Raw genomic sequence first — 13,253 nt, forward strand, 5'->3', positions numbered from 1 at the left:
GCCGTGAACAGACGCAATTTTTTCAAACTGGCTTCCGCCAGTGCGTTACTGGCCGGTAAGCCATTGACCAGCCAGGCCGCGGCGCAAAACAAACCGCCGATCCCCGGCGCGTTGGGTATGTTATATGACTCAACATTGTGCGTCGGCTGTCAGGCATGCGTGACAGAATGTCAATTGGTCAACCAATCGGCCTATAACCCTGACAGCAAGATCTATGCGGGCGGTTCGGCAATCTGGTCCAACAATGACAAGCTGAGTCCTTACACCAATAACATCATCCAGGTGTGGCGCTCCGGCGAAGGAAAAAACAAGGATCAGGCCGACAACGGCTACGCCTACATCAAGAAACAGTGCATGCATTGCGTCGATCCCAACTGCGTATCGGTCTGTCCGGTCACTGCTCTGAAGAAAGACGTCAAAACCGGCGTGGTGCACTATGACGCCAGCGTTTGCACCGGTTGTCGTTACTGCATGGTGGCCTGTCCGTTCAATATTCCCAAATATGACTACGAAAATCCGTTCGGCAAACTGCACAAATGCGAACTGTGTAATCAGCCGGGGCTGGAACGTCTGGATAAAGGCGGCCTGCCGGGTTGCGTGGATGTCTGTCCGACGGGCGCGGTGATTTTCGGCACGCGTGAAGAATTATTGGCTGAAGCGCGGCATCGTTTGTCATTGCAGGCGGGAGAGGAGTACCGCTATCCGCGTCAGACGCTGGCGAAAAAGGATACCTATCTCCACACCGTACCGAAATACGATCGGCATGTTTATGGCGAAAAAGAGGCTGGCGGTACGCAGGTGCTGGTGCTGGCGGGCGTGCCTTACCAGAATCTGGATCTGCCGGAACTGGCCGAGCTTTCCACCGGCGCCCGCTCCGAATATGTCCAGCACACACTCTACAAGGGCATGGTGTTGCCGCTGGCGGTGCTGGCCGGGCTATCTGTTCTGGTGCATCGCAACACCCGGTCTGACCGGGCGGATCACCGCCCGGAAGCCGACAGGAAACAGGAGGACAATCATGACGGCGCATAAAGCGAGTCCATTAGGCGGACGTCTGGTCAGTTGGCCGATCATGTTGCTGGCGCCGTTTATCGTGCTGTGCGCGCTGCTGATCGTAAAACGTCTGGTGTTTGGTATTGGCGATGTCGCGGCGCTCAATGGCGGCTATCCGTGGGGGATCTGGATCGCGTTCGATCTGCTGGTGGGTACCGGTTTTGCCTGCGGCGGCTGGGCGCTGGCCTGGGCGGTCTATGTGTTTAACCGCGGAGAATATCATCCGCTGGTGCGTCCGGCGCTGTTGGCCAGCTTGTTCGGTTATTCGCTCGGCGGGCTGTCGATCACTATTGATGTCGGACGTTACTGGAATCTGCCGTACTTTTTTATTCCGGGCTTTTTCAATACTTCATCGGTGCTGTTTGAAACCGCGGTCTGTATGACGATCTACATCGGCGTCATGGCGCTGGAGTTCGCGCCGGTGATCTGCGAACGCATGGGATGGAAAGTCTCGCTCAGGCGTCTGAACAAAGTGATGTTCTTTATCATTGCGTTGGGCGCGCTGTTGCCGACCATGCACCAGTCATCCATGGGTTCATTGATGATTTCCGCCGGTTATAAAGTTCATCCGCTGTGGCAGAGCTATGAGCTATTGCCGCTGTTCTCGCTGCTGACCGCCTTCATCATGGGTTTTTCCATCGTGATGTTTGAAGGTTCGCTGGCGCAGGCCGGATTAAAAGGGCGCGGGCCGAATGAAAAACACCTGTTTGCTCGTTTGACGCAAATCATTCAGGTTCTGCTGTTGTTGTTTGTGGTATTGCGGTTCGGCGAATTAAGCTGGAATGACAAACTGGGCTATCTGTTTAAAGGCGATCGTTTTGCGATAACGTTCTGGTGTGAAGCGGCGCTGATGATCTTCCCGTTGGTGGTGTTCCGTTTCCAACGCTTCCGCCACGATTCACGTCTGCTATTTGTGGGCGCGTTGAGCCTGTTGTTCGGCGCGGCCTTATGGCGGCTGAGCTATTCCCTGCTGGCTTTCAACCCCGGTGGCGGCTATCACTATTTCCCGGCGACGGCGGAAGTGCTGATCTCCATCGGTTTTGTGGCGATTGAAGTCTGCGCCTACATCTTGTTAATCCGGCTGTTGCCGGTACTTCCCGCGCTGGAAGGCGTTCATAAGAATTATCAGGCCGAGGTAAAGCATGAGCCAACGCATCACCATTGATCCTATTACCCGTATCGAGGGACACCTGCGCATTGACTGCGAAATTGAACAGGGGAAAGTCACCAAAGCCTGGTCATCCGGCACCATGTGGCGCGGTATGGAGGAAATTGTTAAAGGTCAGGACCCGCGCGATGCGTGGATGATTGTGCAGCGTATCTGCGGCGTCTGCACCACGGTGCACGCCATTGCTTCGGTGCGTGCGGTAGAAAATGCTCTGCAACTGAATGTGCCGGTCAATGCCCAATACATCCGTAACCTGATCCTGGCGGCGCACAGTATCCACGACCATATCGTGCATTTCTATCAGCTATCCGCGCTGGACTGGGTGGATGTGACCTCTGCTCTTGATGCCTCCCCGCAAAAAGCGGAAGCGTTACTGAAAGGGTTGTCCGACTGGTCGTTGAACAATGCGGCGGAATTCTCCAAGGTGCAGCAAAAGCTGAAAGATTTGGTCGCCAGCGGTCAACTGGGGATTTTCGCCAACGGCTATTGGGGACACCCGGCGATGGCGTTGCCGCCGGAAGTAAATCTGATTGCCGTCGCCCACTATTTGCAGGCGCTGGAGTGTCAGCGTGACGCGAACCGTATTGTGGCGATCCTCGGCGGCAAGACGCCGCACATCCAGAACCTGGCGGTAGGTGGCGTGGCGAATCCGATCAATCTGGATGCCCCCAGCGTGCTGAATCTGGAACGCCTGATGTACGTGAAATCGTTTATCGATCGGTTGAGCGACTTTATCGAACAGGTCTACAAAGTGGATTGCGCGGTGATCGCGGCGCACTATCCTGACTGGCTGAGTCTGGGTAAAGGCGCCGATCATTATCTCAGCGTCCCGGAACTGCCGACCGATAACCAGGGCGGCAGCTTCCTGTTGGCCGGCGGTTATCTGGAAAATGGCGACTTTGCCAACTATCGGCCGATTACCAGCCACACCGATCCGTTTCTGATCGACGGCATCAAGGAAAGCGGCAAACACGCCTGGTATCAGGACGATGAACCGTTGGCGCCGTGGGAGGGATTAACGCGCCCGAACTACACTGGTTGGCAGGATGAGGGCAAATACACCTGGGTGAAAGCGCCGACCTTCTACGGCAAGACGGTTGAGGTGGGGCCGCTGGCATGGCTGTTGTGCAGTCTGGCGGCCAAACATCAGGATACCGAAGCCCACTATGCGCAAGTGGCGGCGGCCTACCAGAAACTGACGGGACAAACACTGAAAGAGGAACACCTGCATTCCACATTGGGCCGGGTGATCGGTCGCACCGTGCATTGTTGCGTATTGAAGGATACGCTGGCGCAGCAATGGCAGGCGCTGGTCGCCAACATTGGCAACGGCGATCACCAGACGTTTATCAAACCTGATTTATCGCCGGATACTGAGTTCCGCGGCGTCGGGTTCGGGGAAATGCCGCGCGGCATGCTGTCGCATTGGATCGTCTTCAAAAACGGTAAAATCACCAACTATCAGGCCGTGGTGCCTTCAACCTGGACATCCGGGCCGCGTAACTTCGAGGGGGTCGCCGGCCCTTACGAACAGTCGTTGGTGGGTACGCCGATCGCCGATCCACATAAACCGCTGGAAGTGGTGCGAACCATCCACTCGTTTGATCCGTGCATGTCCTGTGCGGTGCATATCGTGGATATGGTTGATGGCAGCGAAGTGACGCGGGTTAAGGTGCTGTGATGAACATACTGGTGTTGGGGGTGGGCAATCTGCTGTTAAGTGATGAAGCCGTTGGGGTGCGGATCGTGGAAGCGTTGGAACAGCGTTATACCTTTGCGCCGCCAATCGACATCGTTGATGGCGGCACCTGCGGACTGGAACTGATGGACGCGATGGCAAAGCGCGATCACCTGATCGTGACCGATGCGGTGCTGACCGGACAAGCGCCAGGCACGGTGACGATACTGCGCGACAGCGAAGTCCCTGCGCTGTTTACCCGCAAAATTTCCCCGCACCAGTTGGGTTTAGCCGATGTGCTGATGGCATTGCAACTGACGGAGGAATTTCCGCGTCAACTGACGCTGATTGGCGTCGAGCCGGCTTCTCTGGCGGTGCATATCGGTTTGAGCGCAACGGTAAAACAGGCGCTTGAGCTTGCGTTACAACAGGTTGTGGCCGCATTGCGGCAAAGCGGCGTAACAGTGAGTGAACGAGGCGAGGCCGGCAGTAATGAGATCGATAGCGACAAGGTCGATAGTGAACAGCACATCTGATGTGACCGATGTGCACCGGATAACGGGTGAGCGCAATGCAGCGTCGTCCGTTGTTCGTCATGATGAACATCCGGCAGCGTGGCTGGAGCGGATGTTCATGACGATTGCCGATGAAAAAATGCGTTCGTTGCCGTTTTTCCGTGCGGACATCCCGGTGCGCGCCTGCGGTTTTACCCGGTTTGAGCAGCAGTGGGTCGGTTGTCTGCTGACGCCCTGGATGATGAGTTTGCTGGTTCTTCCGGGGCCGGGGCAGGTCTGGTCGGACAGGCCGTTAGCCGATCGTCTGGCGTTAGCCCTCCCTTGCGGTAATGTGACGTTTATCGTTGGCGAGATGGCGGGAAAACAATATCTGTCCTGCTCGCTGATGTCGCCCATCGATAGCCGACTACGCGGGAAGCAAGCGGTTTCACTGGCTGAGCAGAGTGCGAAAATGGCGCTGTCGTTGCCGGTGGCGGATGCCGATGCGCCGCGTAACCTACGTCGCCGCGAACTGTTTCGCCGAAACCGGAGTGAACCCCATGCATGAAATTTCCATGTGCTACAACGCGTTGGAATTGATTGAGCAGCAGGCGCGTCAACATCAGGCCCGTCGGGTCACCGAAGTCTGGCTGGAAGTGGGGGCGCTCTCCTGTATTGAAGAGAGCGCGCTGCGTTTTTGTTTCGAGTCCGTCTGTCGACAAACGCTGGCGGAAGGTTGTCGGTTGCATATCGCTATCCGCCCGGCCAAGGCCTGGTGCTGGGAATGCAGTGCGGTCATCGACGTGGTTGAGCACGGCGTCGGATGTCCGGTTTGCGGCAGTTACCATCTGCGCGTAGATGATGGCGACAGTCTGCAAATCAAACAGTTGGCGATCGAGTAACGGCTTTTTAAGCTTTCTGAAGATTGATAGCGGGAGGAGATCCCTATGTGTACCACATGCGGTTGCGGTGAAGGGGAGCGCAAAATCGAAGGTGACGAGCATTCTCATGATCATCATCACGAGCATCATCACAAAAACCATCACGATCACGGGCATGACCACGCGCATAGCCATGACCATCATCACGGCGGCAAGATCAAGGGTCGCTGCGTGATTATCCATCACCACCATTATCATGGCGATGTCCATAACCACTACTATGCTTTGCCGCCTAAGATCGTAAAGGGGGCGAAGCCGGTGAAAAAAAACGCCGCCGAAGAGGGCGAAGCGGCGTTTCAGCCAGAGGTCAATGAACAGGATCTGCATTACGGACAAGGCGCGGCGGGAACCCATGCGCCGGGGATCGGGCAGCAACGCCTGTTACAGATTGAAATGGACGTGCTGAGCAAAAATAACCATCTGGCGGAACATAACCGGGAACATTTTAACGCGCAGAACATTCTGGCGTTGAATCTGGTTTCCAGCCCCGGTTCAGGTAAAACCACGTTGTTGACGACAACGCTGAACCATATTGGTCCGCAGATGCCTTGCGCGGTGATCGAGGGCGATCAGCAAACCGCCCATGACGCGGAGCGCATCCGGGCAACGGGCGTGGCTGCTATTCAGGTGAATACCGGCAAGGGATGCCATCTGGATGCGCAGATGGTGCATGATGCGGCCCATCGTCTGCAACTGGCGGATAACAGCCTACTGTTTATCGAGAATGTCGGCAATCTGGTGTGTCCGGCAGGGTTTGATCTGGGCGAACGCGCGAAAGTCGCGGTGCTGTCAGTGACCGAAGGTGAAGATAAACCGCTGAAATATCCGCATATGTTTGCGGCGTCATCGCTGATGATTGTGAATAAAATCGATCTGCTGCCTTATCTGGATTTCAATCTGGAAGCGTGTGTCGCCAACGCCCGACGGGTCAACCCGGAAATTCAGATCATCGCGTTATCTGCCCGTACCGGCGAAGGGATGGATGCATGGCTTGGTTGGCTGGAGGCGCAACGATGTGCCTAGGCATTCCGGGAAAAGTGATATCTGTCGGCGATGATATTCACCAGCCAGCGTATGTTGATGTCTGCGGGGTACAGCGGGCGATCAATATCGCGCTGGTTTGTGAGGATTCTCCCGCCGATCTGGTGGGGCAATGGGTGTTGGTGCATGTCGGTTTCGCCATGAGCCTGCTGGATGAACAGGAGGCGCGGGATACGCTGGAAGCACTGCAATCCATGCGCGCCATCGGGCTGGAACTGGATGAATGGCGACAAAGCGGAGAGATTCATGCAATACGTTGATGAGTTCCGCGATCCCGAACTGGCGAAAGCCGTGTTGCAACGTATTCGGGCGCTGGTCACGGAGATGCCGCAGTTGCGGCAGCGCCCGTTGCAACTGATGGAAGTGTGCGGCGGCCATACCCATGCGATCTTCAAGTTTGGACTGGATCGGTTGTTGCCGCCGGAAATCGAATTTGTTCACGGTCCGGGCTGCCCGGTATGCGTATTGCCGATGGGACGAATTGATGCCTGTCTGGAGATTGCCGCGCATCCTGAGGTGATCTTTTGTACTTTCGGCGATGCCATGCGCGTGCCGGGGCGCAACGGATCGCTACAGGACGCGCGTCGTCACGGCGCCGATGTGCGCATGGTTTATTCGCCGCTGGATGCGTTGCTGCTGGCGGAGAAAAACCCTGATCGTCAGGTGGTGTTTTTCGGCCTGGGGTTTGAAACCACCATGCCGAGCACCGCGCTGACATTGCAACAGGCCAAACGCCGCCATATCAGCAATTTTTCCCTTTTCTGTCAGCATATTACCATTGTCCCCACGTTGAACAGCCTGCTGATGCAACCTGACCTGCGCATTGACGGTTTTCTGGCGCCGGGGCATGTCAGCATGGTGATTGGCGCGTATCCTTATCAGGCATTGTGTGACCGGTTCCATAAGCCGTTCGTGGTCACCGGGTTCGAACCGCTGGATATTTTGCAGGCATTGTTGATGCTGGTCAGCCAGATCCACGCTGGGCGTTGCGAGGTGGAAAACCAGTATCGACGCATTGTGCCGGATGGCGGCAACCCACTGGCCCAGCAAGCCATGCAAGACGTTTTTACCACCAAATCCAGCAGTGAATGGCGTGGTCTGGGGGAAATTGCCCAGTCTGGTATGCAACTGCGGGAAGCGTATGCCGATTTTGACGCTGAGCGCCGGTTCAAGCCCCAACAGCAGCGGGTGGCAGATGAGCCGGGATCGCGCTGCGGCGATGTTCTGACCGGGCGCTGCAAACCCGCGGATTGTCCGCTGTTTGCCCAGCGCTGCACGCCGCAGAATGCTATCGGAGCGCTGATGGTCTCCTCCGAGGGCGCGTGTGCGGCTTATTATCAATATCGGCGGGAATGTGCCTGAGGGGAGTGAGTCTGAATATGTCTGGAACAACAGTAGTGAGTACCACACAACCCTTGCCGGAACACATGCCCACAGAGATTACGCTGGCGCACGGCAGCGGTGGCCGGGCGATGCAGCAGTTGATTGAACAACTGTTTATCCAGTCGTTTGATAATCCGCTGCTGGGTCAGCGGGAAGATCAGGCCAGATTGCCGCTTGCCGCCTTGACGCGGCACGGTGATCGGCTGGCGTTCACCACCGACAGCTATGTGATTGATCCGATCTTTTTCCCCGGCGGCGATATCGGCAAGCTGGCGGTGTGTGGTACGGCGAACGATATCGCGGTCAGCGGCGCGCAGCCGCGTTATCTTTCCTGCGGTTTTATCATTGAAGAAGGTTTCTCCGGCGCAGATTTGCTGCGTATTGTTGAATCCATGGCGCGAACCGCCCGTGATGCCGGTATCGAGATAGTAACCGGCGATACCAAAGTGGTGCCGCGCGGCGCGGCTGACAAGATTTTTATCAATACCTCCGGTATGGGCGTTATCCCGACGACGGTGCATTGGGGGACGCGCGAGATCTGTCCTGGCGATAAAATTATTGTCAGCGGGACGCTGGGCGATCACGGCGCGACGATCCTCAACCTGCGCGAACAACTGGGGCTGGAAGCCGAGTTATCGAGTGATTGCGCGGTACTGGCGCCCTTGATTGCGCCGTTGCGTGAGATTGCGGGGGTACGTGCGCTGCGGGATGCGACGCGCGGGGGCGTGACCGCCATTTTGCATGAGTACGCGCAGGCCAGCGGCTACGGTATGGAAGTGAATGAAAGCGCGTTGCCGTTGAAACAGGCGGTGCGCGGCATCTGCGAAATTCTGGGGCTGGAGGCGCTGAACTTTGCCAATGAAGGCAAACTGGTGCTGGTGGTTTCGGCGCAAGCTGAGGCCGCGGTACTGGACGCGTTGCGGGCGCATCCGCTGGGGCGGGACGCCGCGACGATTGGCGTGGTGACCGCAACGCCGCAGATTCGCCTGTGCGGGGTATTTGGCGCGTCGAGGTTGCTGGATTTGCCGCATAATGAACCGATGCCGCGGATTTGCTAGGGGCCATTTTTCAGCTATATGCAAGCATAGGTGATCATTTCGTGCGTGGTAAGTATCGGTATTTCTCTGTGAATATCGCGCCACGCCCGACATCGGGCAGATCAAACGCCGCTTGCCCTATGAACCCAGGTTGGCGGCTGAAATTGTGTCGCTGACGCGATACCTTCGGCGCCAGTGAATGCTTATCGAGCCGCCAGTGACGCGCTCCCGGCGCGACACTGGCTTGCGCGAAGTCCTGTCGCTCACTCGGCATTCACTGCCACCTCAGCACAATTTCTTACGCCGTTAAACCCCAAACCTATGAGGTTAACGATAGAGAAGTGAACTCATGCTTTTCCCGGCATGAAAATACCTTTCTCTTCGCGCACGAAATAGCACTGAACTGACATAGAAATCTTTCTAAACAGGCAAGGATATCCTCCACGTGAGCGTGAACCATAACGGTATTCAGATCCGCATCAAAGGCAAAGTGCAGGGGGTAGGGTTTCGGCCCTATGTCTGGCAATTGGCGCATCGGTTCAAGCTGTGCGGTGATGTCAGTAATGACGGCGCGGGGGTGGTGATTCACCTCTACCAGTCGGCAAATATTGAACGCTTTATGGCTGAACTGCCCGCAATGTGTCCGCCGTTGGCGCATATCGATAGCATGACCTGCCAGCCGTGGCAGTGGGCTGCCATACCCAAGACATTTGTGATCGAACACAGCGGCGCCGGTCAGATGGATACGCAAGTCGTGCCGGATGCGGCAACCTGTGAAGCATGCCTGCACGAACTGAACGATCCGGCTAATCGCCGCTATCACTACCCGTTCATCAACTGTACCCACTGTGGTCCGCGCTTTACCATTATTCGCCGGATGCCATATGACCGCCCGTTCACCGCGATGGCGGATTTCCCGCTTTGTCCTCACTGTCTGGCCGAATATCAGCACCCGGCTGATCGCCGTTTTCATGCCCAACCCAATGCTTGTGTGCGATGCGGCCCGCAAGTCTGGCTGGTTGATGATCTGGCGACGCCGCGGGCAGAGGGGGATGAGGCGATCCGTCTGGCGGCCAATGTATTGTTGGCCGGGGATATCGTGGCGATTAAAGGGCTGGGCGGCTTTCATCTGGCCTGCGACGCCGCTAATACGCAGGCGGTTGAACGCTTGCGGCAGCGCAAACATCGCCCCGGCAAGCCGCTGGCGGTGATGCTGCCGGATGCCGGATGGCTTGAGCAATGCGCCGCCGTAGCGGATATCCCTGCCGCGTTACGATTATTAACCAGTACGGCAGCGCCGATTGTGTTGTTGCCGCTGCGACAAGATGGCCCGCTATCAGAGCAGATTGCGCCCGGCTTGGACGAAGTCGGGCTGATGCTGCCCGCCAATCCGCTGCAACATCTGTTGCTGGCACAGGTGGCGCGCCCATTGGTGATGACCTCCGGTAATGCCGGCGGCAAACCGCCGGCATTGACCAATGCACAGGCGACGACGCAGCTTGTCGGCATTGCCGACCGGTGGTTAATGCACAATCGCGAGATTGTGCAACGCGCCGACGACTCGTTGGTCAGGCTGCATAAAAACAGGGCGGAGATGTTGCGTCGGGCGCGGGGTTACGTGCCGGATGCCTTGCCGCTGCCGCCGGGGTTTAGCGCACAGCCTGCGTTGCTGGCGATGGGGGCGGATTTAAAGAATACCTTTTGTCTACTGCGTGATGAAAACGCCATTGTCAGCCAGCATCTTGGCGATCTGGCGGACAGCGACGTTGAGCGGCAATATCGTCATGCTATCGCCTTGTTTGAGGATATTTACCGTTTCATTCCTGATGCGGTAGTGGTTGACGCGCATCCCGGTTATATCAGTCATCGTCTGGGAAAACAGCTGGCTGAACAGCGGCAGATCCCCTGTATTGAGGTGTTGCACCATCATGCGCATATTGTGGCTTGTCTGGCCGAACATCAGTGGCCGCGAGATGCCGGGCCGGTTATCGGGCTGGCGCTGGATGGTATTGGTTATGGATCTGATGGACAGTGGTGGGGCGGAGAATGTCTGCTGGCGGATTATGCTCAATGCCGACGCATTGGCGGCCTTCCTGCGGTGGCTTTGCCCGGCGGCGATCTGGCTGCGCGTCAGCCGTGGCGTAATCTGCTGGCGCAGTGGCTGCGGTTTGTGCCTGACTGGGCCGCATTACCGCAAGCAACCGCCATCCCGACGGAACCCGCCAGGCTACTTGGTAAAGCGATCGAGCGCGGCATCAATGCGCCGTTGGCATCATCAACCGGGCGCTTATTTGATGCGGTGGCGGCGGCCAACGGATTTGCCGCCCTCAGCCAAAGTTGGGAGGGGGAAGCCGCCTGCTGGCTGGAATCGCTGGCGTGGCAAAGTACGCTTCACCACGCGCCCGTGGCGAGTATTGCCGTAACCATGCCATTGCGCGAGGATAATCAGCTTGATTTACACACGTTCTGGCGGCAGTGGCTGACATGGCGGGCCAATCCCGCAGACAAAGCGTATGCCTTTCATGCTGCGCTGGCGCAAGGGCTGGCGGCATTAGCCAGACGTAGCGCGATGCGTTACGGCAGCAACACCGTGGCGCTGTCGGGCGGCGTTATGCATAACCGGCTGCTTTCCCACCTGTTGCGCCATCACTTGCAGGGGATGACTGTGTTGCAGCCGGAGCGATTACCGGCGGGAGATGGCGGGCTGGCGTTGGGACAGGCATTGATTGCGGCGGCATCCAATCGTTATTCGCATGAAGAATAATTAATAAAACCATGCTGGCTTTATTTATCCTGCTGTTTATTTTGGTGGTTATCTATGGGCGTTATTTACATCTTAAAAATATATTCAATATTAGCGGATTAACAAATTTTAATAATCCATTTTTTAGTATCAATTTTATAACAATAATGGCGTGCTTTGTTTTTAATGTATTGAATTGCAATGAAATATATTTCATCTGCTAGACCGGCTCAGCATTTTTTTCTTATTATCACGTTAACAAGAATAAGTTTTTTTGCTATCCCTTTATTACGCTTCCTGTTATTCATTGGGGCATATTGATAAATAAAACAGGCTGTCATTTAATTTGTCATATTGCTTTTGATAGGGGCCGTTAATGAATATCGATCTTACGCCATATTATGCTCAGTCCGGTGAACAGCCATTTGGCGTGCGGCGTATGGCAATGCCCTGGCGTAATCATGCGCCGCTTTCACCTGAACAAATCCCCGCCAGTTGGCAAACGTTGCAACAGCGGATTTTGCCTGCCCGCAAGCGTCTGCTGTACCTGCATATTCCTTTCTGTGCGACGCACTGTACATTCTGCGGCTTCTATCAGAATAAGTTGCGTGACGACAGCACCGAAACCTATACCCGTTATCTGTTGCAGGAGCTGGCAATGGAAGCAGGTAGCCCGTTGCATCAGTCGGCGCCGATTCATGCCGTCTATTTTGGCGGCGGTACGCCGACCGCGTTGGCAGCCAACGAGCTCGCGCGGATTATTACCGCGATCCGTACCTCGCTGCCTCTGGCGCCTGACTGTGAAATTACGGTCGAAGGCCGGGCGATGAATTTTGATGATGAACGAATTGACGCTTGTCTGGATGCGGGCGCCAACCGGTTTTCCATCGGCATTCAGACGTTCGATAGCCGTATTCGTCAGCGCATGGCGCGCACCTCGGATAAACTGCAATCCATCCGCTTTTTGGAACGTCTGTGCCAGCGGGATAAGGCGGCGGTGGTTTGCGATCTGATGTTTGGTCTGCCGGGACAAACGGCGGAAACCTGGCAGGAAGACCTGAATATTATCAGCGGATTGCCGCTGGACGGCGTCGATCTTTACGCCCTGAATTTATTACCCGCCACGCCGCTGGCGAAAGCGGCGGAAAACCAACGGATCACCCTGCCGGATGTGACCGCCCGACGTGATTTTTACCGTCGCGGCGCGGCATTTCTGGCCGAGGCAGGCTGGCAGCAACTGAGCAATAGTCACTGGGCCAGAACCACCAGAGAGCGCAATCTGTACAACCTGTTGATTAAACAGGGTGCGGATTGTCTGGCGATGGGAAGCGGCGCGGGCGGTAACCTGAATGGTCAGGCTTATATGCTGGAACGCGATCTTGAACGTTATTACCACACGCTGGATCAAGGACAGAAACCGATCATGATGATGACCCCGGCCAGCCCTGGCGGTCCCTGGCAGCATCAGCTTCAGGCGGGTATTGAAGTCGGGCGCATCGTCTTGCCGCAACTGACGCGCCGCGCCGATGCGCTCCAGCCATTGCTGAGTCAGTGGCACCACGCGGGATTAACCCACGACGATTCCACCTGCTTGCGTTTAACCGATGACGGCCGCTTTTGGGCAAATAATCTGATGCAGGCATTACAACAAATTATTCCGCAGTTGAATGCCGAAGATCATGCACAAGACCATGCGCATTAAGGAAAACTTACTT

13 protein-coding genes are annotated in these 13,253 nt (G+C 56.3%); 12 read left to right on the forward strand and 1 reads right to left on the reverse strand.

The window, feature by feature from the left end; genetic code table 11:
• Window positions 1–3 precede the first annotated feature (3 nt).
• The 10 genes from hybA to hypE are packed head-to-tail and all read left to right on the forward strand — an operon-like array spanning window position 4 to window position 8,816.
• On the forward strand, window positions 4–1,032 hold the full coding sequence (gene hybA / locus NC856_RS11955) for a hydrogenase 2 operon protein HybA (protein ID WP_264090655.1): 1,029 nt from the start codon (window positions 4–6) through the stop codon (window positions 1,030–1,032).
• Window positions 1,019–2,218, forward strand: a complete 1,200-nt coding sequence (gene hybB, locus NC856_RS11960; RefSeq protein ID WP_264090656.1) for a Ni/Fe-hydrogenase cytochrome b subunit — start codon at window positions 1,019–1,021, stop codon at window positions 2,216–2,218. Before hybA ends, hybB begins: the two co-directional genes overlap by 14 nt.
• On the forward strand, window positions 2,196–3,902 hold the full coding sequence (gene hybC / locus NC856_RS11965; RefSeq protein ID WP_264090657.1) for a hydrogenase 2 large subunit: 1,707 nt from the start codon (window positions 2,196–2,198) through the stop codon (window positions 3,900–3,902). The genes hybB and hybC overlap by 23 nt, the downstream gene beginning before the upstream one ends.
• Window positions 3,902–4,435 carry a HyaD/HybD family hydrogenase maturation endopeptidase gene (locus NC856_RS11970; RefSeq protein WP_264090658.1) on the forward strand — a complete coding sequence of 178 codons (534 nt, stop codon included), beginning with the start codon at window positions 3,902–3,904 and terminating at the stop codon, window positions 4,433–4,435. The genes hybC and NC856_RS11970 overlap by 1 nt, the downstream gene beginning before the upstream one ends.
• A complete protein-coding gene (hybE, locus tag NC856_RS11975; protein WP_264090659.1) occupies window positions 4,419–4,961 on the forward strand; it encodes a hydrogenase-2 assembly chaperone in 543 nt (180 codons plus the stop codon). The genes NC856_RS11970 and hybE overlap by 17 nt, the downstream gene beginning before the upstream one ends.
• The gene (hypA, locus tag NC856_RS11980; RefSeq protein ID WP_264090660.1) at window positions 4,954–5,295 is read left to right on the forward strand and encodes a hydrogenase maturation nickel metallochaperone HypA; all 342 of its coding nucleotides are present in this window, start codon (window positions 4,954–4,956) and stop codon (window positions 5,293–5,295) included. The genes hybE and hypA overlap by 8 nt, the downstream gene beginning before the upstream one ends.
• A 45-nt stretch (window positions 5,296–5,340) precedes the next feature.
• Complete coding sequence (gene hypB, locus NC856_RS11985) at window positions 5,341–6,357, forward strand: hydrogenase nickel incorporation protein HypB (protein WP_264090661.1); 1,017 nt, start codon at window positions 5,341–5,343, stop codon at window positions 6,355–6,357.
• A complete protein-coding gene (gene hybG, locus NC856_RS11990; RefSeq protein WP_264090662.1) occupies window positions 6,348–6,635 on the forward strand; it encodes a hydrogenase maturation factor HybG in 288 nt (95 codons plus the stop codon). The genes hypB and hybG overlap by 10 nt, the downstream gene beginning before the upstream one ends.
• Entirely contained in the window at window positions 6,622–7,737 is a 1,116-nt protein-coding gene (gene hypD / locus NC856_RS11995) for a hydrogenase formation protein HypD (protein ID WP_264090663.1), read from the forward strand. Before hybG ends, hypD begins: the two co-directional genes overlap by 14 nt.
• A 17-nt stretch (window positions 7,738–7,754) precedes the next feature.
• Window positions 7,755–8,816 (forward strand): hydrogenase expression/formation protein HypE, encoded by a 1,062-nt coding sequence (hypE, locus tag NC856_RS12000; RefSeq protein WP_318841730.1) that lies wholly within the window; start codon window positions 7,755–7,757, stop codon window positions 8,814–8,816.
• Window positions 8,817–8,850: 34 nt separating this feature from the next.
• Here the strand turns inward: hypE and NC856_RS12005 are convergent, their stop codons facing one another.
• Entirely contained in the window at window positions 8,851–9,069 is a 219-nt protein-coding gene (locus tag NC856_RS12005; protein ID WP_264090664.1) for a hypothetical protein, read from the reverse strand.
• A gap of 177 nt (window positions 9,070–9,246) precedes the next feature.
• On the opposite strand from NC856_RS12005, the gene hypF reads away from it, so the two are divergent.
• Together hypF and hutW are read left to right on the forward strand one after the other, a co-directional pair.
• A complete protein-coding gene (hypF, locus tag NC856_RS12010) occupies window positions 9,247–11,559 on the forward strand; it encodes a carbamoyltransferase HypF (protein ID WP_264090705.1) in 2,313 nt (770 codons plus the stop codon).
• Window positions 11,560–11,914: 355 nt separating this feature from the next.
• Window positions 11,915–13,240, forward strand: coding sequence for a heme anaerobic degradation radical SAM methyltransferase ChuW/HutW (hutW, locus tag NC856_RS12015; RefSeq protein ID WP_264090665.1), 1,326 nt, complete (start codon window positions 11,915–11,917; stop codon window positions 13,238–13,240).
• The last annotated feature ends 13 nt before the right edge of the window (window positions 13,241–13,253 follow it).

It is taken from the genome of Brenneria izbisi, from assembly GCF_025840185.1.
In the GTDB taxonomy this organism is placed as follows: domain Bacteria; phylum Pseudomonadota; class Gammaproteobacteria; order Enterobacterales; family Enterobacteriaceae; genus Brenneria; species Brenneria izbisi.

What these genes read in the sequence shown, in the direction of transcription:
- hybB (WP_264090656.1), top strand. Translation starts at nt 1,019, where the DNA reads ATGACGGCGCATAAAGCGAGTCCATTAGGCGGACGTCTGGTCAGTTGG.
- hybC (WP_264090657.1), top strand. Translation starts at nt 2,196, where the DNA reads ATGAGCCAACGCATCACCATTGATCCTATTACCCGTATCGAGGGACAC.
- NC856_RS11970 (WP_264090658.1), top strand. Translation starts at nt 3,902, where the DNA reads ATGAACATACTGGTGTTGGGGGTGGGCAATCTGCTGTTAAGTGATGAA.
- hypA (WP_264090660.1), top strand. Translation starts at nt 4,954, where the DNA reads ATGCATGAAATTTCCATGTGCTACAACGCGTTGGAATTGATTGAGCAG.
- hypB (WP_264090661.1), top strand. Translation starts at nt 5,341, where the DNA reads ATGTGTACCACATGCGGTTGCGGTGAAGGGGAGCGCAAAATCGAAGGT.
- hybG (WP_264090662.1), top strand. Translation starts at nt 6,348, where the DNA reads ATGTGCCTAGGCATTCCGGGAAAAGTGATATCTGTCGGCGATGATATT.
- hypD (WP_264090663.1), top strand. Translation starts at nt 6,622, where the DNA reads ATGCAATACGTTGATGAGTTCCGCGATCCCGAACTGGCGAAAGCCGTG.
- hypE (WP_318841730.1), top strand. Translation starts at nt 7,755, where the DNA reads ATGTCTGGAACAACAGTAGTGAGTACCACACAACCCTTGCCGGAACAC.
- NC856_RS12005 (WP_264090664.1), bottom strand. Translation starts at nt 9,069, where the DNA reads ATGCCGAGTGAGCGACAGGACTTCGCGCAAGCCAGTGTCGCGCCGGGA.
- hutW (WP_264090665.1), top strand. Translation starts at nt 11,915, where the DNA reads ATGAATATCGATCTTACGCCATATTATGCTCAGTCCGGTGAACAGCCA.